The sequence below is a fragment of the Polaribacter sp. 2305UL8-11 genome (genome assembly GCF_058147165.1).
Genome location: NZ_JBYVJW010000021.1, coordinates 1 through 22,159 on the forward strand (window position 1 = coordinate 1; position 22,159 = coordinate 22,159).

21 protein-coding genes are annotated in these 22,159 nt (G+C 28.7%); 16 read left to right on the forward strand and 5 right to left on the reverse strand.

From position 1 onward, the window contains the following. The first annotated feature begins 185 nt into the window (after positions 1-185). The 14 genes from ACY2RW_RS15685 (at position 186) to ACY2RW_RS15750 (ending at position 15,641) form a co-directional block, all read left to right on the forward strand. Positions 186-1,043: a hypothetical protein gene (locus ACY2RW_RS15685; RefSeq protein WP_490123678.1), complete on the forward strand. Its 858-nt coding sequence runs from the start codon at positions 186-188 to the stop codon at positions 1,041-1,043. Between the two features lie 149 nt (positions 1,044-1,192). Beyond that, positions 1,193-1,720 carry a GNAT family N-acetyltransferase gene (locus ACY2RW_RS15690; protein ID WP_490123679.1) on the forward strand — a complete coding sequence of 176 codons (528 nt, stop codon included), beginning with the start codon at positions 1,193-1,195 and terminating at the stop codon, positions 1,718-1,720. 146 nt (positions 1,721-1,866) lie between these two features. Next, positions 1,867-2,568: a hypothetical protein gene (locus tag ACY2RW_RS15695; RefSeq protein WP_490123680.1), complete on the forward strand. Its 702-nt coding sequence runs from the start codon at positions 1,867-1,869 to the stop codon at positions 2,566-2,568. A gap of 146 nt (positions 2,569-2,714) precedes the next feature. Next, positions 2,715-3,329 carry a toxin-antitoxin system YwqK family antitoxin gene (locus ACY2RW_RS15700; protein ID WP_490123681.1) on the forward strand — a complete coding sequence of 205 codons (615 nt, stop codon included), beginning with the start codon at positions 2,715-2,717 and terminating at the stop codon, positions 3,327-3,329. A gap of 932 nt (positions 3,330-4,261) precedes the next feature. Continuing rightward, positions 4,262-4,837, forward strand: coding sequence for a hypothetical protein (locus ACY2RW_RS15705; protein WP_490123682.1), 576 nt, complete (start codon positions 4,262-4,264; stop codon positions 4,835-4,837). 171 nt (positions 4,838-5,008) lie between these two features. Beyond that, positions 5,009-5,602 carry a hypothetical protein gene (locus ACY2RW_RS15710; RefSeq protein WP_490123683.1) on the forward strand — a complete coding sequence of 198 codons (594 nt, stop codon included), beginning with the start codon at positions 5,009-5,011 and terminating at the stop codon, positions 5,600-5,602. A gap of 317 nt (positions 5,603-5,919) precedes the next feature. Then, positions 5,920-8,580, forward strand: coding sequence for an ATP-binding protein (locus tag ACY2RW_RS15715; protein WP_490123684.1), 2,661 nt, complete (start codon positions 5,920-5,922; stop codon positions 8,578-8,580). Beyond that, the gene (locus tag ACY2RW_RS15720) at positions 8,580-9,374 is read left to right on the forward strand and encodes a hypothetical protein (protein ID WP_490123685.1); all 795 of its coding nucleotides are present in this window, start codon (positions 8,580-8,582) and stop codon (positions 9,372-9,374) included. Before ACY2RW_RS15715 ends, ACY2RW_RS15720 begins: the two co-directional genes overlap by 1 nt. After that, positions 9,367-10,578: a hypothetical protein gene (locus tag ACY2RW_RS15725; protein ID WP_490123686.1), complete on the forward strand. Its 1,212-nt coding sequence runs from the start codon at positions 9,367-9,369 to the stop codon at positions 10,576-10,578. Before ACY2RW_RS15720 ends, ACY2RW_RS15725 begins: the two co-directional genes overlap by 8 nt. After that, entirely contained in the window at positions 10,565-11,092 is a 528-nt protein-coding gene (locus ACY2RW_RS15730) for a condensin complex protein MksE (protein ID WP_490123687.1), read from the forward strand. The genes ACY2RW_RS15725 and ACY2RW_RS15730 overlap by 14 nt, the downstream gene beginning before the upstream one ends. A 347-nt stretch (positions 11,093-11,439) precedes the next feature. Further along, the gene (locus tag ACY2RW_RS15735) at positions 11,440-12,282 is read left to right on the forward strand and encodes an FRG domain-containing protein (RefSeq protein WP_490123688.1); all 843 of its coding nucleotides are present in this window, start codon (positions 11,440-11,442) and stop codon (positions 12,280-12,282) included. A 184-nt stretch (positions 12,283-12,466) separates the two neighbouring features. Beyond that, a complete protein-coding gene (locus ACY2RW_RS15740; protein ID WP_490123689.1) occupies positions 12,467-12,700 on the forward strand; it encodes a hypothetical protein in 234 nt (77 codons plus the stop codon). A 44-nt stretch (positions 12,701-12,744) separates the two neighbouring features. Further along, entirely contained in the window at positions 12,745-13,632 is an 888-nt protein-coding gene (locus ACY2RW_RS15745) for an IS3 family transposase (RefSeq protein WP_490123698.1), read from the forward strand. Next, entirely contained in the window at positions 13,629-15,641 is a 2,013-nt protein-coding gene (locus ACY2RW_RS15750; RefSeq protein WP_490123690.1) for a hypothetical protein, read from the forward strand. The genes ACY2RW_RS15745 and ACY2RW_RS15750 overlap by 4 nt, the downstream gene beginning before the upstream one ends. Before the next feature lie 217 nt (positions 15,642-15,858). Here the strand turns inward: ACY2RW_RS15750 and ACY2RW_RS15755 are convergent, their stop codons facing one another. The 5 genes from ACY2RW_RS15755 to ACY2RW_RS15775 all read right to left on the reverse strand — a co-directional run bounded on the left by ACY2RW_RS15755 (position 15,859) and on the right by ACY2RW_RS15775 (position 20,788). Continuing rightward, on the reverse strand, positions 15,859-17,004 hold the full coding sequence (locus ACY2RW_RS15755; RefSeq protein ID WP_490123691.1) for a lycopene cyclase family protein: 1,146 nt from the start codon (positions 17,002-17,004) through the stop codon (positions 15,859-15,861). Positions 17,005-17,073: 69 nt separating this feature from the next. Beyond that, positions 17,074-17,520 carry a sterol desaturase family protein gene (locus ACY2RW_RS15760; RefSeq protein WP_490123692.1) on the reverse strand — a complete coding sequence of 149 codons (447 nt, stop codon included), beginning with the start codon at positions 17,518-17,520 and terminating at the stop codon, positions 17,074-17,076. Beyond that, entirely contained in the window at positions 17,520-18,362 is an 843-nt protein-coding gene (locus tag ACY2RW_RS15765) for a phytoene/squalene synthase family protein (RefSeq protein WP_490123693.1), read from the reverse strand. The genes ACY2RW_RS15760 and ACY2RW_RS15765 overlap by 1 nt, the downstream gene beginning before the upstream one ends. A 3-nt stretch (positions 18,363-18,365) precedes the next feature. After that, positions 18,366-19,832, reverse strand: coding sequence for a phytoene desaturase family protein (locus ACY2RW_RS15770; RefSeq protein ID WP_490123694.1), 1,467 nt, complete (start codon positions 19,830-19,832; stop codon positions 18,366-18,368). A 62-nt stretch (positions 19,833-19,894) separates the two neighbouring features. Beyond that, a complete protein-coding gene (locus ACY2RW_RS15775; protein WP_490123695.1) occupies positions 19,895-20,788 on the reverse strand; it encodes a MerR family transcriptional regulator in 894 nt (297 codons plus the stop codon). A 118-nt stretch (positions 20,789-20,906) separates the two neighbouring features. Here ACY2RW_RS15775 and ACY2RW_RS15780 point away from each other — a divergent pair, with 118 nt between their 5' ends. Further along, positions 20,907-21,401, forward strand: coding sequence for an RNA polymerase sigma factor (locus tag ACY2RW_RS15780; protein ID WP_490123696.1), 495 nt, complete (start codon positions 20,907-20,909; stop codon positions 21,399-21,401). Positions 21,402-21,405: 4 nt separating this feature from the next. Continuing rightward, a complete protein-coding gene (locus ACY2RW_RS15785) occupies positions 21,406-22,020 on the forward strand; it encodes a DUF8845 family protein (RefSeq protein WP_490123697.1) in 615 nt (204 codons plus the stop codon). Positions 22,021-22,159 lie beyond the last annotated feature (139 nt).

Here is a 22,159-nt window from a genome sequence, read left to right on the forward strand (position 1 = left end):
CAATAAACTTTTAATTTAATCAGTATTACAAAGGGATTCAGAGGTTTTTACCAACCATTTTTTGCCATTAAGCCAAATAAAAAAGATAAAAACAAAACATAAAAATTCGGCTCGTGTATAATCCGAAATGAAAGCGTCTTTTAACACGCTACGTTTCATATACGGAGACGTTGGTGGTAATTAAAATGAAGAACTCAATAACATTATTTATTTTATTTTTTACAATTCAAATTCAATCTCAAAACTGGATTGGAAATGAAAATTTTGTCGATTTATATGAACAGAGTGATGTTGTTTTAATCGGTGTAATTACTAAAATCGAAAACCTAAAACAAGACACTACAAAAACTTCGCCTTTCAGAATGCCATTAAAAAGTATGACCTTGTCTTCTGCAATAAAAGTGAAAGGAAATACGGATAAAACTAAAATCTACTACAAAGATATTTTCAATGGTTGCGGTTATGCACCAGTGCTTTATGAAAACGTAGAAAGTGAAAAAACTATAGTTTTTGGAAAAATTAAAAACGATAGTATCTTTCAGATAGGTAGTATGAATGAAAGTCCAATTCAAATTGCCAAAGCTTTGACTGAATATGACAAAATAAAATCAGATATAAACTCTACAAATTTCACAAATTGGTTCTGTCAAACTGCTAAAAATAAAGACCTTTTTGAACTCTTAAATAATAACATAACATTTGAACAAGAACCAATATATTCTAAACTGAATATGCTAAAGTTCTCGACTGAACAGAGAAATGAACTTTATGATGTTATTGATTCTTTTGAGCGTTATGATTACGATAATGAAGGAATAGTTTCAATTCTCGTAAAATATAAAGACCAAAGGTTGAAAACAATCTTGAAAGAGTTTATAATTGGACTTCGAAAAGAGCCATATTCAGGAATCGATGACTTAATGGAATATTATTATCAAATAACGGAAAATGAGAAGCTTCAGAAATTAATTAATGAATTTGATAATGATTCACGAATGAAAGAAAGAATAAAGGTAATTAACGAATTCATCAAGGAAATATAACTACCACCAACACCGTGTATAATTCATTGCTAGTACTAGCCTACTTACGAAAATCCTCGCGGATTTTCTATTCAGTTTGTATTTGCTAAATTAGTTGCTGAAACACGCAACGAAATCATACACAAACACGTTGTGTTTAATGTCGGAAAATGAACTTCGAAATAAAAAAAGCTGAATCAAAACATAAATCTGAACTGTTACAACTTTATAGAGAAGTAGCTGACATCTCGGACGGAATAATTCGGAATAAAGACGAGATAAATGAAGAATATATTTCGGACTTTCTTACTAAATCCATAGAAAATGGACTTATATTAATCGGAACTGTTGAGGGTAAAATTGTAGGTGAAATTCACGCTTATACACCAGGGATTTATGCATTTCAACATATACTTACAGATTTAACCATAATTGTTGACCCAAATAATCAGGGAAAAGGAATTGGACGTAAGCTTTTCGAAAATTTTTTGGAAATAGTTAAAAATGACTTGACTCAAATTAGAAGAATCGAATTATACACTCGGGAACATAATGAGCGGAACGTAAGATTTTATGAAAGCCTCGGATTTATCAATGAGGGACGTCAAAAAGATAAAATATTTATAACGGAATCGGAATTTGAAACACCATTGCATATGGCTTGGTTCAACCCAAATTACGGAATGAAAAAACACTAAACACAACACCGTGTAAGCGCAATAACGGCTGAATTTCCTAATCGGAAATTCAACTCGTTTTGCTAAATTAGGTGCGTCAGCGGAAAGTACTCGCGCACTTTCCCGTTACTGACGCTTACTCAAGACCGTTGTGCAACATTTGACCAATGAATAAACATTTAGCCTACATATTAATATTTCTGACTTTAAGCTGTGTTGAGAATAAGAAAGAATCTAAATCTGACATTAAGGTTGAAAAGAAAGAAATAATCTCAATAAATACAGATTCAACTGAATTGAAAGCTGAACCAATTATTGAAACTAAAAAATCTGATTCTCTATTTATCGACCCAAATGATTTCAAATACTCAAACCTTAATGAATTTGATTTAAGAGGTTGGTATTATGAAAAAATCGTAGATAGTCTTAAATCGTTCTCTTCGAAAGAAAAATTAGTTGAATATTTTCAAGACGACAGACTCAAAGGAGAGAATATTTATCCTGTGAATTATCAATACTTTTCAATCCAAAAAAATGACAATTCTGAAAAAATAATTACAATTATAGAAGGAGATGAAAGTTGTTGCCACGATTTACATTATTTAATTTACAATTCTGAAAATAAATTGTTGAGCGATAATATCGTTGCAGGAACTGGTGGAGATGGAATGTGGGGATATGACCAATATGGAAAATTTGTAAATGACTCAACTTACGTCCTAACTCGAATTGATATGGAAGAAATTGAATTAGAAAATGGCGGAACAAAAACTGAAATAGATTCTGTAATTACAAGCTATAGATTTTATAAAAGCAAACCATTTGAAAAATTGACTGAACAAAAATTTAAAAAAGTAGAAAAACATTAAAAAACGTTGCACAACACCGTATAAAATTAATTGCTAGTTATAGCCTATTTACGAAAGTCCTCGCGGACTTTCTATCTGTGATTTATCTGTTAACTTAAGTGCTTAAATCACGCAACTAATCTTATACAACAACGTTGTGCATAATTATGAAAACAGTACTAAAATCAATATTTCTGCTAACTATTAGCTTTTCGTGTTTTAGCCAAAACAGCGGAAAGGAAAACTTGAACTTAGCTTTCATAAATCAATGTACTAATAAAAAAATAAGTCCTGAATTTGAAATTTTAATGCCCGAATTATCATCTGAACTGAACTATGAATACATAACTGTTTATAAAGAAATTGACGATTGGGTTGCCCAATACACTACAGTAGTAAAAACAAAAAATGACACTATTTATATTCCAAAAATACTTTTTGCTGGAGGAAATGAATTGCATTCTCAAAGATGGACTTATCTGAATTGTGAAAAGGTTTGTAATGGAATAGAAACTGATTTTTACTCAAATGGGAATAAAAGACTTGAGGGAAAATTTGTGAATGGAAAACCAGCATATATCAAATACTTTAGGGAAAATGGAATTTTAGAAAGTGAGGAGCTATATATAACTGGTGAATTCGAAGCTCACAGAGAAAATGACTTTGACGAAAGTGGAAATTTATTAGAATACAGAACAAGAGAAAAATTTAGTAAGAGAATTGTAATCAAAACCTTTGACAAAGAAGACAATTTGCTCAATAAAGAAATTCAAAAGTTCTGAAAAATAACTATGCACAACACCGTGTATAATTCATTGCTTGTACTCGCCTACTTACGAAAATCCTCTCGGATTTTCTTGGTTCTTGTTTTATTTACTAATTTTAGTGCTTAAAAAACGCAACTTTTCTTACACCAAAACGTTAGCAACTATTAAGAACGAAAATTACGATTAAAGGAAATGAATGAAATTCTATTTAAGACAAATCCAAGATTAATACTTTTTGGCGGACTTTTTTCGGGTTTCTTTTTCTTTTTTGTAATGACACTTTTTTGCCTTCAATTTTCTAATGGAGAAAATAAAATTATTGCTTATATTTTCACTTCAATTTTTGCTTTGTTTTCAATTTCGAGTTTATATCAATTATTTAAAATCCGAATATTAAAAATTTCTAAAAATGGAATTATTATTAAAAAATATTTGCTCCCACAAAAAAGGAATTTAAAGTTTGAAGATATAAAAGTTATAAAACAAAGTGAGAAAAAAATAAGATTCTATCCTGGAGTGAATATGTTTGAAAAAGGATTCTTATTATCGAATTATAAAACTATAATTTCTTTAAAAAACTCGGAAAAAATTGAATTAACAAGTTTATCTCAAACAAACTTTTACGAATTTGAGAAACTTTATTTTAAACTTAAAAGAGGAGAAGGGAAAATAAAAAAACCTGATAAAAAGTTTTCTATATTTATGTACTTATTTGAAAATATAGGAACAATAATTTTTATTACACTTGCGAATATATTGAGTTTTGGATTACTAAGTGAAATTATTAAAAACAGTTGCTAACACCATATATAATTTATTGCTGGCTTTTTGCTTACTTGCGAAAATCCTCGCGGATTTTCTTGGTTAGTTTTTATTTATTAAATTAGTTGCTTAACCACGCAACAAACCATATATAAACACGTTAGCAACAAGCTGAAAAAAGGACAATGTTTAACCGAATATTTAAGAAAAAATCTAAAGAACTTTCCAAAATTGAGTATTGGAAAAAGTGGGAACTTTTTGAATTGTTTTCAGATTTACATTTAGCCGAAAAAATGCTGTCTGAATTTAAAGGTGGTTATTCTGGAAAGTTCTCTTCAGCAGAAGAATTTTATAATGCTTTTGTTGAACACCTTTACGAAATTGAAAAAGATAATGTTGCTGATTTTACTCAAATCTGGTATTGGTTCGCACCAACTTGTGAATGGGATGATTTTACAGGAAAACAAGGAGAAAAATTAGGCAATAGAATTTTTGAAAGAGTTAATAATTGGAAAAAGAATCACGATTTTGTTCACGGGACAAAAGTATCTCTTGATGGTGAATTCGGTGTAGTAATCAAATCTGAACTGGACGAACCAAATTTTTGCGGAATTATTCGCTGGGATTCTAATCAAGAATCTGACAATGAAGATTGGAGAGGAATGTTCGGAACATTTATAAATCAAGGTGGAAAAATAATAGACCAAAATCATCAATTTGAATTTATCAACGATGACGGAACATTAAAACAAACGGAATAAATAAAAGTATAAAGCCAGTTGCTAACAATGTGTATAATTCATTGCTAGTTTTAGCCTGTTTACGAAAATCCTCGCGGACTTTCTATCTGTGATTTATTTGCTAACTTTAGTGCTTAAACCACGCAACTAATCTTATACATCAACGTTGTAAGTAATGCGAAAAACCGACATATGAAAATAATATTTATAGTAATTGGAATTATAATTCTGTTCATTCTTTACAGATATTTTGCATTCAAAAAAGAAAGTGCAAAAACTCATAAGTTGAGATTTGAAAGAATCAAACCACTTGTAGAAAAATTAGAAAACGGAGAAGAAATAAAAAAAGAAGAAGTTCTGGAATATGCAAAAGATAATAAGACTCGTGAACTGACTTACCAAATACTATCTGAAAATAATAAAACGGAACTGTTCCCTAAAGAATATTTGACCATTGAAAGTGGTGCAGAAAGTAAATTGGTTAACTGGCTTGAATTCCCGACTGAATTAGACAAAGCACCTGATGACATAAAACATCTTGAAAAAGTAAAAATAGATTTTGACGGGAATAATGTATTTTATCACATATTCAAGTATATGACAAATAAACCACATTGGGCTGCAGAAAATGGATGGATGTTAGGTGTGGTTGGACCATATTTTGACGATAGTAAACCTTATGATTTTCCAGCTGCGACATTTAGCAGGTGTAGTAGTAAAGTTGGAGAAATTGAACCGAAAGATGAAGTTAAATGGGTTCACGAAAATATTGCGATGAAAAGATAATAAAGCACTACTTACAACACCGTATAAAATTAATTCCTAGTAAAAGCCAATTTACGAAAGTCCTCGCGGACTTTCTATCTGTGATTTATTTGCTAACTTTAGTGCTTAAAACACGCAACTAATCTTATACAAACACGTTGTAAGTAATGCAAAAATCGAGCTGAAATTGAACATTTGAACTAAAAAAGCCAGCCGCACAAACAGCACATTTGGTTTTTTACCAACACAAAAGCCAACGCTAAAAAAACCAAAAGAGCTGTTCTTTCCTAACGCTCAAAAAACTGTATATTGGAAATGAATAAATTGACCAAAAATAAATGCTTAAAAGATTAATAATATTAAACTCTGACATCTATTCAAAAGCAGATATAGAACTTGATAATTACAATTCCCTTCAAATTGTTGGACCAAACAACATCGGAAAAAGTACGCTGATTTACGCTCTAAACTTTCTATTTATAATTGATGGAAGAGAAATGACCTTTAGCGGAAATAGAATTGGAGGCAAAACTACTTTCAACCATTATTTTCCCTCAATAAATTCTAGTTTTATAATCTTTGAAATTTTCAAAAACCGCTACTACTCTATTTTAGTAAAGAAAAATGCCGAAGGCAATCTAGATTATTATAAAATTGACAGCGAATACAAGGAGGAACTATTTTTTACAGAAACAAATAAGGGACAAAAAATAAAAAAGTTCGATTCACTACTATCTGAACTTACAACAAATGGTATTGAACATAAAAAGTTCACGAAACGTTCAGAGGTTTTCAATTTTGTGTATCAAAAAGGAAAAAGAAATAACGGAGTTGTTTGGCTAAATCAAAACGTAAATCAAGATGGACGAGGAATCAGTAATAATTTTTCCAAAATCTACAAATACTTAATAAACTCAAAATTAATCAATAACAATTCACTTAAAGAATCTTTAATAATAGCAGATAACAAAGAAAATGAGAGTGTTTCTTTTTCAAAGAAAAACCAAAAAGATATTCAGACTTTATTGAGACATAATCGAGATATTAAAGTTATCAAGAGCATCCAACGAAGCTTTACTGATTTCAAAGAATTAGTAAATCAATACAAAGGGAAAAATGCCATTCTATCTGAATTAATTTTTGCGTTTAATCAACAGTATTCTTCTTTATATTCTGAACTTGGTACTTCCGTTTCTAAAATGAAAACCGAAAGAGATGAGAAACGAACTCACTTAAATGAAATACTCAATCCAAAAGAGAAAGAATTAAATCAACTTATTGGAAAAATAACTAATCAAATTGAGCAAAAACAAAAAGACCTTGATTCAAAAGAGAAATTAGTAATTGAGATTAAAGCCTTTGAGGATTTACAATTTCTTGAACAATCTTTTCAAAACTTAGACAAAGACAGAAAAAATATTGAAAGCCAAATCACTTTAATAGAAAACCAAAATTTCAGTAGCAAAGAAATTGAAAATAATATCAAAAAAGCTGAGTCTAAAATTTTAAGAATTAAAAATCAAGTTGATAGTTATTCGAACCAGTTAATTCATCAAATTTCTGATAGCCAAGAAAATAAAGAATTACTAAATAAAATTCTTTCAACAGAAATAACAAGTTTACCTTCTGGCAATATTTCAGCAAAAATAAAGCAAACAGAAAACTTGATGAAGTTGTTTGATGGTGCTATTGAGTTACCAAATAATTTTAAAGGAAAGCCAATAGAATCTATTGAAGATTTAAAAAAGCAAATTGAACAACTAGAGAAAGAAAAGGGAATAAATGAAAAGCTATTACCTATAGCTAAAGATTTAGAAAAACATCGCAAAGATTTAATTGAGATAAACGCCAAAATTAAAAACATAACAGATAAGATTGAAAAGTTAAAACAACTTCCAACCTTTGAGAAAGAACTTGAAGCTCTGAAAGTGGAATTTGATAACCTATTACAACAAAAAGAACAATCCACTAAAGACGTTAAGTTAATTGAAGAAGAAATTAGAAAACTTAACGAGACTATTGAACAAGCGAGTAAGGAAATTTTTAAAAAAGAAAAAAGAATTGAAGAAATCCAAACTTGGAAAGTAGAACTTGAACAGCTAGGAATTAAACCTATTGAATATCAATCAACAGATTCACTTGACAACATCTACAAAAATCTTAAAAGAAATTTTGAAGAAAGAAGAGAAATAAAACTCAAAAAAGATGGTTTATTTGAACGCTTAAAGCTAAAAACAGAAACATCATTTGCAAGTGAAACTGATTTTATAAAACACGTTGATTCTGAATTAGTAACATTGGAAGACAAACAAAAGGCAATTGATGGTTTACTTAAAAATATATCTACGCAATTTGCAAATCCTTGTCGTACAATTTATTCAAGATTTGAAGAATTTAATTCATTCATTACAAATCAATTCAATTCAAAGATTAAAAAAATAAAAATCTCTGATATTGACACCTTAAAAATTGAAATAGTAGAGAACGAGAAACTCATAAAGAACTTAAATAAAATCATTCAAATTAGAGATTTAACATCAGAGTTAATTTTTGATGACCAATCAGAAAATCTAAACACACTCAATAAATATTTAGATAATCAAACCACGATAACATTTAATGATTTATTTGATATCAAACTTCATCTACATAAAAAAGGACAACACAAAGTTGTTGACCTAAAAAATCAAATTGAATCTGATGGAACAGATAAAATGATTCGTTTGGTTTTAATTATGTCTATTATTAATCAAATAGTTGTAAAAGATGATGAGAACAAAATTGTGCTTTTTGTTGATGAAATAGGAACCATTGACGAAGCAAACAGAATTGAAATTTTAAACTTCTGTAAAGAACACAATTTTATACCGATTTCAGCTGCACCACTTCATCCTTATGATGGTTTTGATAAATACTATCTCGTCAGAAGAAATAGAGGTAAAATCGTAGTTAGCGAAAAGAATGGAAATGTAATATTAAGAAAACCGATTGAAGCCTAATGAGAGAAGTTGACTTCAACACGTATAAACTATTATATGAGACTAAATCGGTTTCAAAATCGGCAATTCCAAAAAGCGTTTTGAAATCCGATATTTTTCACAACTTACTTAAAGCTGAAATTTTAGAATCTTTAAAACTTGGCAGAGGATTTAAAATTAAAGTCGTTAAAGAAAATGAATTTGAAAAATTTTTTAAAACATCATTTCCAGAACAAAACGTTAGCAAAAGTAAGTCAGGAAATATAAAAAAATATAGAAACTCAAAGGCAACAAAAATTGACAATAACCCAATTTTCTTGTTAAGAGGTTTTAACCCTGTTCAAATAAATAATCAAAGTGTAAATATTAAAAAGCAGACTCTTGATTTTGGTTTATTTTCTGTAATACCTAATTCAATTAATGCTAATAAAATCTGCTTTGTAGAAAATTTAGAAACTTTCTTAAATGCAGAAAAACTCTTAGGTAAAAAGTATCTGTTTCTACATAAATATGGTAGAATCGGAAAAGAATCTATTTCAAAGATTAGTGCAAAGGAAGTTTTAGTTTTTGTCGATTTTGACTTTAATGGACTTGACGAATATTTACGAATAAAAGAAGTTTTTACTAATGCTCAATTGTATTTGCCATCCAATTACAATGAACTTTTCGACAAACATTCAGCATCGTTAAAAGGAAATAAGGCTAAAATGAGCAACCTTGTAAAAAACTCGCAAGATTCAATCGTTATACAAATTCGAGAACAAGTTGCTCGTACAAATAGATTTTTAGAACAAGAAATTTTAATCAATGTTTAAGTCAGAACCAAAAACCATAATACAATTTTTGGCAACTCATTTTGACTTGCTAAGGCAGCTCTTTGATATACAAGTTAAGAATGAAATTATCTTAAAAAGTCAAGTTTCTGATGCACTTAAAGAATTTGGAAGTGATATTGAGAACCAACTTTTTGAACATAAATTACTTGTTGAACAAAATGACGATTATGTAATCAATGAACCATATTTCGTTTTATTTGAGTTTGTTCTTCAACAATTCAAACCATTACTTCCAGAAGAGATTGAAAAATTTGGTCAATCGATTAGAACTTTGTTTTTAAATATAAAAGAAGGCATCAATCAAGACAAAAACATTTTGCTGGATAGAATTGAAGCTTTGGCAAACGAGATTAAGAAATTTTCAAATGCAGTAACAAATAACACAATAACTCTTCTAAATGAATCTAGAGAATTAAAAGCAAATACTCACAAAATTGAATATCAAGAGAAAGTACAAAAAGCTAGATATTTAATTGATTATTATATCATTCCTTTAAACACAATTTTAGATATAAATCATTCTCAATCAATCTATAATGAACTACTAAGTATTTCTCAATTTTCAAATAATAAGCGTTTTGATTATACAGACGAAAGCATAAGAAGGCAGTTCGAAAAACTTTATAATTTGTTAAGGCAAGTAGTAAAAGATATTAGCAAACAGTCTTCTATCTTAAGTAATGAACTTTTACCTCTTATAGATAGGATTAGGACAGAAAGTGAATATTTACAAGGTTTCCATTTATACTTAACAAATGGAAATTGCTATAAAGGAATTAAACCACCTGAAATTTTCAATACAACAAGGGATAATCTATATAATCAGTTTATATATGAAAACACAAAAGAATATTTTGACCAATTTAAAAATGAAGAAGATGTATTTATTGATGAGGAAACTGAAATTGTAGAGCAATGGATTTTCAATAAAAGTGAATATAAATCTCAGCTAAACTCAAAACTTCCAGTTGACGACTTTTTCACTTGGTGCAAAACATCATTAGAAAATGAAAACAAAAGCTTTGATTTTGACAACTACTTTATGGTAACGAGCTTAATCTTTGAAGAAGAATATGAAGTACAACAGGACAAAGAGAATCGAAATATTTCCTTTAACACAGAACAAGGAGAATTGATAATGCCAAAACTTAAAATCACTAAAAAAGAAAATGTATCCCAATAAACACAAACAAATAGTTACATCTTTAATGGATGGAAGATTTATAACCATTGACGAATCTTATTTTGATATCGTAAAGGAGAATCAAGATTTCTATGCTGAGTTTTTTGATAAATCTTTTGGTTTTGAATTAAAGAATACACAGGAGTTTTATTATCTAATTTCAGAAGAAACAAATGAAAACACTTCTCGTGATATAAGCATATTTTTCTCAATCTTTTGTTATGAACTAGACAAAGACGGAAAGAATTTTATGGATGAATTAGGGTTTTCGGACTTTCACATTGACGAAATAGTTGATTACATCAAAAACAGCTCTTGGACTGATATTATTAAATCAAATAAGCAATTAAATGATGCAGATAGTATCAAAAGGTTAATTGGTTCTACAATGGTAAAAAGGAACATAGCTGTTAAACATTCAGATGACAACTATTCATTTACAAAAGCATATAAATTATTTATTGATTTTGCACGTGAATTGATAAAATCTGAACCGAATAATGCCAACGCATAAGTCATACACATTTGCAATTCGCTTCAGCCAAGACATAAGCCAAAAATTGCAAAAGAGTATGTCTTGCCAACGCTGAAATCGAACTAAACAAGAAACATCGGAAAACCGAACAGAATGAAAAAAGCACTACTTACAACAACGTATATAGCTCATAGCTTGTTAGTTGCTAAATTCAAAGTTAAGGCATATTTGGAAAGTCGCCAAATTTTTAAATTTGACGATTTCCAATAAAAAAGATAAATAGTAAAATTTAAAAATCTGGCTTGTGCTCAACCGAAAAATATTCGCTATTTTACACGCTACGAGGCATATACTAGACCGTTAGCTTTAATACAAAAAGGACATAGTTGAAAGAAAAATATAAAATAGTAAATGCCAAATCTTGGCACGAAATAAAAAGTTTGTTTGACGAAATAGACCAGCATTTTGTATTTCGTGGACAAGGTAATTCAGAATGGGATTTAAAAACTTCCTTAGAAAGGACACTACTATTTGGAATTTATAAAAAAGGAGAAAGTGATTTTTTCAAAGATTTCCAAAGAGGAGCATACTCTTATCAAGAAGCTTCCAACCTACCTAAATCAGATGACATACTTAGTTGGTTAGCCTTTATGCAACACCACGGAGCACCAACTCGTCTACTTGACTTTTCACTTTCACCATTTATTGCAAGCTTTTTTGCTTTAGAAAATACAACAACTGATAGTGCAATTTGGTGTATCGAAAAAGACCATTTAAGAGAAGACTTACGAGAGAAATGTCCTGAAATTTTTGAGTATAAAATGGAATGGATGAATGACCTTTCGAACCAAAACTTTAATACAATTTTCAATGAGAATAAATTGTGTTGTGTATTTCCGGTAAGACCTTCCTATTCGAATAAAAGATATAATCTTCAGCAATCCCTATTTATAAGTACTGGAAATACCGAGCAGACGTTTATGGAGCAGTTATTTTCTTATTCGTGGCCAGAATACTTGCCAGAACATATAATAAAAATAGTTATTCCAATTGAATTGCGACAAGAAGCTCTATATGATTTACATAGAATGAATATTAATCGAAGTACTTTATTTCCAAATATTGATGGATATTCTGCTTATTTGAAAAGTTTATATGAATTAAGATACAATGGAGCTCAGCATAAAATAACTGAAAACGCAAGAAACAGAAAAGGAAAAATGAAATAGTACTAAAGCTAACAATGTATATAAAAAATAGGCGAAACATTAATAAAATCAAGGGTTTGGGCTCATATCAGACTTTGTGCTTAACCGAAAGTTTAGTGCTTCGAAATCGCCTACTTTTCATATACTATACCGTTGTAATTAATTATGACCCGTCCTGAATAAAGGCTACATAATTTTAAACATTATGTATAAAAACGACAAAGTAATTAGACGGTATTCGGAATCTTTTAAACTCAAAATTTTAGACGAAATTACACGTATTAAACAACTGCAAAAAGAAATTGAACAGCTTAAAAAACTATTGTTGAAAAAGGATATGGATGCCCTTGTGGATGAATCCTATCTTGAAGTAGCAGCAGAACAGCTGGGATATAAGTCCGTCATTGAACTTAAAAAAAAACTAAGTACCAAACCTTAATCAAGGCTAAGGAAAAATCTAAGGAATTTGCTTCTCTAACGACTATAGCAGCTTACTTCGGACTCAAACGTGATGCCTACTACAAATACAAACATAGAGAAGACAAACGTTTAGAGATAGAGAAAAAAGTTATCACTATAGTTAAAAACAGACGTAAATCCCTTCCTAGAGAAGGTGTTAGAAAACTTACCAAATCATTAAAACAAGAGTTTACAAATGCCCATTTAAAAATAGGTAGAGATACCCTATTCAACATCCTTAGAAAACACAATATGCTTACACTTAGAAAAAAATACAGCTCAAGAACCACTAACTCATTACACAGGTTCTACATGTATAAGAACATCATTAAAGATATCGAAGTGACTAAATCAAACCAAGTCTGGGTTAGTGATATTACGTACATTAGAACCATAAAGGGCTTTTGCTACTTAGCGCTAATTACAGATATGCACAGTCGTAAAATCGTTGGATACGACATCAGTAATAGCCTAGAACTTAAAGGTTGTGTTAGAGCTTTAAATAAGGCCTTGTATAAAGCTAAAGACGTTAAAGAGCTTATACATCATTCAGATAGAGGCATACAGTATTGCAGCAATGTTTACACTCAAATCTTAAAGAGAAACAACATCGGTATAAGTATGACTGAAGAAAATCATTGCTACGAAAATGCAATGGAAGAACGTGTAAACGGAATCATAAAAGATGAATTTTACTTAGACCAAACCTTTGATAACGTGGCGCACGCTAAAAGAACTGCAAAAAATGCAATAAATTTATACAACGAAATAAGATTACACTTATCTTTGGACTACAAACACCTAATATGGTATACAAATTATCAGCTTAATTCAATTTTAACCTGTAGCCGTATTTCAGGACTAGACACTAAAAACGGAAACTTTAATAAATTTAAAAAATATTTACAATGAAAAACCACAAATTAATCTTACTTTTTTTATTTCTAATACCTTATAAAATATTTTGTATTCCATTCCTCAATGAAAAAGAAGAAATAGAAAACTCAAAAAAAATAGTTTATGTACAAAATTCATTTTTTTCTATATTAAATAATATATCTGATTTAAAAACTCTTGGTGGCGCTATTGATGGTCAATTAGTATTTGTAAAAGGTTATTACACTTCAAATGATGGAGGTGGTGGTCAATTTATATGGGATTCAGGAAGCATGGCAGAAGCTAATGAAGGAACTGTAATTAATGGCAACTGTAATTTAAGTTTTCAAAATTGTAGTACAGCAGGTAGGTGGCACCGATTAATTACAGGTAGTAGTAGCAGTATTAATATAAAATGGTTTGGGGCTCAGCCGAGCATTATAGATACTGCAGATGAAAACGAAAAATCAATAACAGGTAAAAAAAATGTAATTGCTATTCAAAATGCCATAAATTATCTTCGAAACGCTGAGAAAAAAACAATAAATGGGAAAGAACACTTAAATGGGAAAGGGGAAATAATTATACCAAGTGGCTTCTATTATCTAGAAAAAGATTTAACAAATGAAGAAGAGGTTTTTACTACATCTGTTAGTATAACATTAAAAGGAGAAGGAAACCCTACATTATATTTCAATGGAACTTTTAATAAGATAGTACAGAATTTGACCTCTCCAAAAAACCTTATAACTATAGAAAATACAGGAAGTTCCGACCCTGTAAACTGGACATATTCAAAAACACCATTGCAAGGTTTAATAATTACTGCTAATTTAGCATATAGTGACCAATTAGTAGGTAACAATCCAACTACGTTAAATTACAGAAAAAATTTGAATGCTTTAAAAATAAAAGCAAATCAATTCGAAATTTTAAATTGTTCTTTTTATGGATTTGATAAAGGTACTGAATTTGAAGAAAATTCATACCTTATAACATTTCAAGGTTGTGGTTTTCGACAAAATAATTACGGAATATATTTTAATGCATACCTTAATAATGATAATGTATATACTGAAGATACAGAAGGTAATCCAAATGTGAAAAATAATCTTGGTGAGAATATTCGTTTTATCAATTCTGTAATTGCAGGAAATAATTATGGTGTCCATAATATATTAGGGGGATTATATTTTAATAATTGTAGTTTTGATTATAACAATATTATGCATGTAAAAGAAAATATTTCGAAGATTATAGGAACATTATCTTTAAATATGGTAATTGATAATTGTCACATTGAAAATACGGTTGAAAGATCTGGTAGTGGAATAAGAATGAAAAACAGTGGAGTGCTTATAATTAGTAACTCTATAATTACAGATGATATTCTTCAACACGGAAGTAATTTTATTGAAAACAACGATCATCTAGTATTAACAAATAATACTTTTCGCATTCAAGAAGGTAAATACTTTGCTACAGGTTCAGGTTCAGTTAATGAGACAAACTCAATGCCTATTACTAACCGTGAAATTGCGAGAATAAGTATTGATAATTCTGGACTTAGAAATGGTAGTTTTGATATTATGTCTTCAGGTAATAGCCCCGTTTTTTTTAGTAGCAATGAAATTACTGGATGGACAGTTAATAATGGTTCTGTTTATCATGCATTGGTAAGTAAAGAACATCAATATGATAGCGAATACGCTTTAAAATTGTCACCATCAGGTCCATACACTGGCACAGCTGTAATTAGTGATTTTGTTAAAGTTCCAATTAACAAATCATCATGTATAGTTACTGGTTTTACTACATATGCAAACCACGAAGGAGAAGTTACATTATACTTTTATGATAAGGATAAAGCTGAAATAGGCGATCATACTATATCATTATCACATAATTCTAAATTTAAATTTGAAAAAAATCTAACAGATAAAACAGAATATTTAAGAATACAACTTAAATCTAAACATGGTGATACAAGTAAGTCCATTTTTATTGACGATATTTATTTAAGTTTTTTAGTTAATTCTCTTTAAATTGAAAAATAAATATGCTACTGCCAACACCGTATAAAATTAATTGCTTGGTTTTAGATTATTTACGAAAGCCCTCGTGGACTTTCTATCTGTGATTTATTTGCTAACTTTAGTGTTTAAACCACCAAATACGGTATATAAATTATCAGCTTAATTCAATTTTAACCTGTAGCCATATTTCAGGACTAGACAAGCTAAATTTTAGTTTGACTAAATATTAATTTTTAAAAACTCTTTTTATTAAAGATTTTATAAATAAAATTTTAGGCATCTTAAGCTGTATAGTTAAATCTTCGACTAATGAAGTTTTTTCATCTAAAAATTTTAATATTTTATTAGGATGATTTTTTTGAAACATTCTTGCAAAAATGTAAGATCCTATATGATTTTTTTTAGAGAGAATGTCTAACAACAACAAATCGTAAAACCAGAATTTATCAATTTTATGAAACGCTGTCAAAGGCTTATTTTTCTTGATATGATCAATTAATTTTGCTGTTTTTTTAGTTATATTTTTAAATGTAAAACCAGTGCTTGCTTTACTCCAACCACCAGCTGTACCAATATGAATAATGTTTTTGGAGTTATGTTTCCAAAATTTATAGCAAGTCATTGGTATAGAACCTTGCTCCTTTTCTAGAATTTCATAATCGGTAATATTTTTATTCAATAAAAATTTTTCTATTTCGTTTTTGTATTCTTCATAAAGTAATAAATCCTTTGAAAATAAAGTATACTCAAACAAAGCTTCGTTTTTTTTATAGGGTAATACATACATAAAACGCGTATTTCCTTTTTGTTCTATTGTAAAATCCATAAAAGTAGCAGCAGAATCATCAAAAATATTTTCTTTTGTTTTAACAAAAAAACCTACAAAGTGTTGTTGTAAAACTGGATATTGGGTTTGTTTTAAATAATCATCAGAAAATAAAATACTATTAAAAATAGTTTTAGCTTTAAAGGTTTTATTTGCTGTAATTACTTCTGCTTCATCTTCTAATTGCTTTATATTTAGCACATTCGATGCTTGAAAAGAGATATTTGTTTTTGGTTCTAAATGATTCCAGATTTTAGAGTAAAAATCTTTACTTTGAATCATTTTATATTGATAAGGAGCAATATTTTTTTCGGCAGTATAAATATCACTTTTAAAAATAATATTTTTCCAAGATTTTTTTACAATATCTTTCCATTCATCATTTTCTGTCTCCCAATAACACCAAGTTCTATCGTTTTTCTTTTTCTTTTCTTTGTCTAAAATTAAGATAGTTTTATTGTCAAAGAAAGTATCTGAAGACATTCTATAAGCCATCATTAAGCCAGATGCTCCTCCACCAACAATTATATAATCGTAATTATTCATTTTATAAATATAGAATTCTTACGTATCATAGTTAAAAGAAAAAAATGATTAATTTTTAATGAAAAGATTTTAAAGGTATTCTTTAAAATATTTGAAAGGTACAAACAGCATCCCAAAACATTGACTATCTTCTTTACCCATATTTTTATGGTGGACTTTATGAGCTTTTCGTAATCCTTTTAAATACCAATTATTTGTACGTTTAAACCACTTAAAACGTTGGTGTATTAATACATCATGTACTAAAAAATATGCAATTCCGTAACAAAGAATTCCTAAGCCAATAAAGAACAAATAGGTGTGAGATGTGTATGTTCCAAATAAAAAAAGTAACATACTAGGTATAGCAAAAACAACAAAAAAAGCATCATTTTTTTCAAAAACGTGTGGATAACCTGGTTCATGATGATCTTCATGCAGGAACCAACCAAAACCATGCATTACATATTTATGCGTAAGCCAAGTTACACCTTCCATAGTTATAAAAACACCCAAAGTAATTAATGCGTAAATCATTAGATAATATTCAATTTGTATTTTACGTAACTTCTTGCTAATAAATTTATTTTCATAGGATCAGAGATTCGAATTCTAGTATCCATAATTTTTTCTGAAGGAACGTTGCTTAACTTTTTTAACAATCTCCTATAGTATCTGTAAGCCATATAAACACCAAACTTTGCTTCTGATGGCAAATTTAAGATTCCGTTTTTAAATGCAAAATTAAAATCTGCTTCTATTTCATCAATAATTAGTTGTTTTGATGCTTTATCTAATTTTCCTAAATCGATATTCGGAAAATAAGAACGGTTTAAAACCTCATAATCGTCTTTTAAATCTCTTAAAAAATTTACTTTTTGAAAAGCAGATCCCAAACGCATTGCTGCATCTTTTAAGCTATCATACATTTTGTCATCACCATTTACAAATACTTTTAAACACATTAAACCAACTACATCTGCAGAACCATAAATGTACTCATCATATTCTTCTTTGGTTGTATATTCTGTTTTGTGCAAATCTGCTTTCATACTTTTTAAAAAAGCTTGCACCATTTCATCAGGAATTTTATACTTATTTACAGTTTGCTGAAAAGAGTTTAAAATTGGATTTAAGCTAATTCCTTGTTCTTTTGCAATGTAATAATCACGTTCAAAATGCGTCATTAATAATTCTTTATCATAATCATGAAACGTGTCTACAATCTCATCTGCAAAACGAACAAAACCGTAAATATTATAAATATCTGCTCTAATTTTTGGAGATAGGGTATTTACAGCCATAGAAAAAGAGGTACTGTATTTTTCAGTAACCAATTTACTACAAGCTTTAGAAACATTATCAAATAATTCTTTCATTTTCTATCTACTATTTTTTGTAATTAACTCTGATGCAATTTTTCCAGATATTAACGCTGGAGGCACTCCTGGTCCTGGAACAGTTAATTGCCCTGTAAAATACAAATTATTTACTTTACTACTCTTAATGTTTGGTCTTAAAAAAGCAGTTTGCAATAAGGTATTTGCCATTCCATAAGCATTTCCTTTATAAGAATTGTACTCTTCTTTAAAATCTTTTACACAAAAAGACCTTTTAAATAGAACGTGTTTTTTTACTTCTTGGTTTGTTAATCTTTCGAATCTGTCTAAAATTTTATGAAAATATGCTTCTCTTAATGTTTCTGTATCTTCTATTCCAGGCGCTAATGGTATTAAAAAGAATCCTGCTTCTTTTCCTTCTGGAGCAGATGTTTTATCTGTCATAGAAGTAAAATTAGCATAAAATAGCGGATCTGTTGGCCATTTAGGATTGTCATAAATTTCTTCTGCATGCGCATCAAAATCCGTATCGAAAAACAACGTATGATGACTCGCATTTTTTATTTTTTTATCAAAACCAATATAAAATAATAATGATGATGGTGCAAATATCTTTTTACTCCAATAAGATTCTGAATATTGCCTTAAATTTTCATCTAATAATGTTTCTGTATGATGATAATCTGCACCACTTAAAACCAAATTAGTTGATATTTTTTTTCCGTTTACAAGCAAGCCTTTTACATTTTTAGCATCATCTACCAAAATTTTTTCAACGTTTGCATCTACTTTAAATTTAACACCTAAGGAAGTGGCTAGTGTAACCATGCCTTCTATAACTTTGTACATCCCTCCTCTTGGATGCCAGGTTCCTAAACCAAAATCTGCATAATTCATAAAATTGTAAAAAGCTGGTGTATTACTAGGCTTTGCACCTAAGAATAATACAGGAAATTCTAAAATTTGAATTAACTTTTTACTTTTTATATTTTTTCTAACTTGTTTTCTAATGGTAGAAAAAAACTGCGTAACTCTTGCAATAGTAGTTGTGTTTACTAACTCTAAAGGAGATACACCTGGTTTATATACCAAATCTTTTATAGCTGTGTCATAATTTGCCTTTGCAGAATCTAAAAAAGTTTTTAAATGCTTTGCGCTACCTTTTTCTTCATCTTCAAACATTTTATAAATATTAGCTAACTTATCAGAAATTTTTAATGATGCGTTTTCACCAAAATAAACCTCATAGCCTGGACTCAATTTATCCAACGTATAATATTCTGAAGGTTTTTTACCAAAATCTGCAAAAAAACGTTCAAAAACATCTGGCATCCAATACCAAGAAGGACCTAAATCAAACGTAAAACCATCTTTTTTATATTGTCTTGCTCTACCTCCTAAAGTGCTATTTTTCTCTAAAACAGTTACATTGTAGCCTTGTTTAGATAAGTAACAAGAAGCTGCAAGAGCAGAAAACCCAGAGCCAATAATGTGTATATTTTTATGCATAAAATATTTTGTTTAACAAATATATCAAAATATTAAACAAATCAAATATTACTAAGAAAAAATTATAATTCTTTTAACAAGTCTGATACAGAGTCGTAAAGTACAATATCTGATTTAAATGAAGTAGCATCAATGCTATTTGTTTTTCTACCAATTGCTATTAATTGATGACTAGAGCTTTCTAAAATTGCATCTATTTCTTTAAAATATTTTTCAATTTTATCATCATAAGGCATTACTGTCATTGATGTTATAAAACAAATTTCTCTTCCGTTTTTAAAGAAATAATCTAAATTATCTAATGGTAAACTTTGTCCTAAATAAATAGTGTGATGGCTTCTTAAAACCAATTCATAGTTTAAATATAGTAATCCTAATTCATGAATTTCGTTTTCTGGAAGAAACAAAACATACGTTTTATTAGAGTTTGAAACACTATATTGAAGCTTCTCTGTATTAATTTGTATTTTTTGTGCAATTAAATTTGATATAAAGTGCTCATGAGCTGGCAGTAAAGTATCTGTTTGCCAAAGTAAACCAATATGATTTAAGAAAGGAATAAAAACGTCTTTAAAAATTTCTCTAAACGTTTTCTTATGCAAAAGTTTGTTGTACGTATTGTTAAACAAAACTTTATCAAATTGAAACATTGCAATTTTAAAAGAATTGATAGCTTCATCATTAATACCAGTACTAAATGCCAATTCTCTAGATTGCAAAATAAGTTCTTCTTCAGACATTTTTGCAATCTTAGAAATTTTAAAATTGTTATTATTTAATAAAACTATATTTAAAAGCTTCTGAACACTATGATTAGAATAATATCTGATATTGGTATTCGTTCTTTTTGGTTTTAGCAAATCGTACCTTTTTTCCCAAATACGAATTGTATGTGCTTTGATACCAGAAATATTTTCAAGGTCTTTAATCGTAAAATCTTGCTTAATATTGTTCAATTTATTTAGTTTTGAATTGAACAAATTTATAAAAAAATAAACGATTAAAAATTATTTTAGCAAAATTGTAACATTTTTTACTTTTACGCTACTTATAATAAAACTAACCAAACAACAAGTGCAGAAAGATTTAGAAACTAAATTTTTATCAGACTTTGAAAAAAACCAGAACATAGCACATAAAATTTGTAGATTATATACTACAAACCAAAATGCGCATAATGATTTGTTTCAAGAAATAACGATTCAACTTTGGAAAAACTATCCAAAGTTTAGAGGAGATTCTAAATTTAGTACATGGATGTATAGAGTGGCGTTAAATACAGCAATTTCTTTATATAGAAAATCGACAAGAAGGGTTAAAACGCAAGATATTAGTGATTTTGCTTATAAAATAAAATCTACTGATTATGATGATACAGAAGAAATACAATTAAAAGCCTTATACAAAGCAATACATAAATTAAATGACATTGATAAAGCTTTAATTTTCTTGTATTTAGAAGACAAACCCTACAAAGAAATAGCTGTTACATTAGGAATTAGCTCTGTAAATGCAAGAGTAAAAATGAACAGAGCAAAAGAAAAATTAAAAAACATACTAAACCCATAAAATTATGGATGTATTAGATAACTATAAAAAAGCCTGGGTAAATCAACCAGAAGAAGTTAGTAAATTTTCTACAATAGAAATTTACAAAATGGCACATTCAAAATCATCATCTATTGTAAAATGGATTTTTATTATTGGTATTTTAGAGTTTGTAGTATTAAACTCACTCTATTTTTTCATAGATATGGATGAAGCCATGTTAGAATATAAAAAAATTGGCTTAGAAAATTTTATTTTCTACTCTCAAATAGCAGCTTACATTATTCTGTTTTATTTTTTGTGGATGTTTTATCAGAATTATAAAAAAATATCTACCATAGATGCCACAAAAACATTGATGAAAAAAATATTAAAAACTCGTAAAACAGTAAGAAACTACGTGCTATTTAATTTAGGTTATATGGCAATAACAATGATTATAGTAATGATTGCCGAAATTAATTTTAATTTTAACGACTTAACTAACAAACAAGTACTTTTAGTTGTTTTATTAACTTTGGTAGTTACTTTATTATTTGCTGTTGTTCTCTGGTTATTTTATCAATTACTTTATGGAATTTTATTAAAAAAACTAAAAAGAAATTACAAAGAATTAGCTAAATTAGACAGCGCAAATTAATTTTAGCATGAAAAAGATATTTCTTTTATTGTTGTTGGGATATTCTATAACAACTTTTTCTTAAGGTAATGTGGCAAAAAATGGTTGGTAATTTTTACATCAAGATTTGTTATATTCCCAAAGTTAATTTGAACAGGAC

Excerpts from the sequence above, each read along its gene's own strand:
- ACY2RW_RS15770 (WP_490123694.1), bottom strand. The coding sequence starts at position 19,832 with ATGCATAAAAATATACACATTATTGGCTCTGGGTTTTCTGCTCTTGCA.
- ACY2RW_RS15695 (WP_490123680.1), top strand. The coding sequence starts at position 1,867 with ATGAATAAACATTTAGCCTACATATTAATATTTCTGACTTTAAGCTGT.
- ACY2RW_RS15725 (WP_490123686.1), top strand. The coding sequence starts at position 9,367 with ATGTTTAAGTCAGAACCAAAAACCATAATACAATTTTTGGCAACTCAT.
- ACY2RW_RS15765 (WP_490123693.1), bottom strand. The coding sequence starts at position 18,362 with ATGAAAGAATTATTTGATAATGTTTCTAAAGCTTGTAGTAAATTGGTT.
- ACY2RW_RS15755 (WP_490123691.1), bottom strand. The coding sequence starts at position 17,004 with ATGAATAATTACGATTATATAATTGTTGGTGGAGGAGCATCTGGCTTA.
- ACY2RW_RS15705 (WP_490123682.1), top strand. The coding sequence starts at position 4,262 with ATGTTTAACCGAATATTTAAGAAAAAATCTAAAGAACTTTCCAAAATT.
- ACY2RW_RS15740 (WP_490123689.1), top strand. The coding sequence starts at position 12,467 with ATGTATAAAAACGACAAAGTAATTAGACGGTATTCGGAATCTTTTAAA.
- ACY2RW_RS15750 (WP_490123690.1), top strand. The coding sequence starts at position 13,629 with ATGAAAAACCACAAATTAATCTTACTTTTTTTATTTCTAATACCTTAT.
- ACY2RW_RS15760 (WP_490123692.1), bottom strand. The coding sequence starts at position 17,520 with ATGATTTACGCATTAATTACTTTGGGTGTTTTTATAACTATGGAAGGT.
- ACY2RW_RS15690 (WP_490123679.1), top strand. The coding sequence starts at position 1,193 with ATGAACTTCGAAATAAAAAAAGCTGAATCAAAACATAAATCTGAACTG.
- ACY2RW_RS15715 (WP_490123684.1), top strand. The coding sequence starts at position 5,920 with ATGCTTAAAAGATTAATAATATTAAACTCTGACATCTATTCAAAAGCA.
- ACY2RW_RS15685 (WP_490123678.1), top strand. The coding sequence starts at position 186 with ATGAAGAACTCAATAACATTATTTATTTTATTTTTTACAATTCAAATT.
- ACY2RW_RS15730 (WP_490123687.1), top strand. The coding sequence starts at position 10,565 with ATGTATCCCAATAAACACAAACAAATAGTTACATCTTTAATGGATGGA.
- ACY2RW_RS15700 (WP_490123681.1), top strand. The coding sequence starts at position 2,715 with ATGAAAACAGTACTAAAATCAATATTTCTGCTAACTATTAGCTTTTCG.
- ACY2RW_RS15710 (WP_490123683.1), top strand. The coding sequence starts at position 5,009 with ATGAAAATAATATTTATAGTAATTGGAATTATAATTCTGTTCATTCTT.
- ACY2RW_RS15785 (WP_490123697.1), top strand. The coding sequence starts at position 21,406 with ATGGATGTATTAGATAACTATAAAAAAGCCTGGGTAAATCAACCAGAA.
- ACY2RW_RS15720 (WP_490123685.1), top strand. The coding sequence starts at position 8,580 with ATGAGAGAAGTTGACTTCAACACGTATAAACTATTATATGAGACTAAA.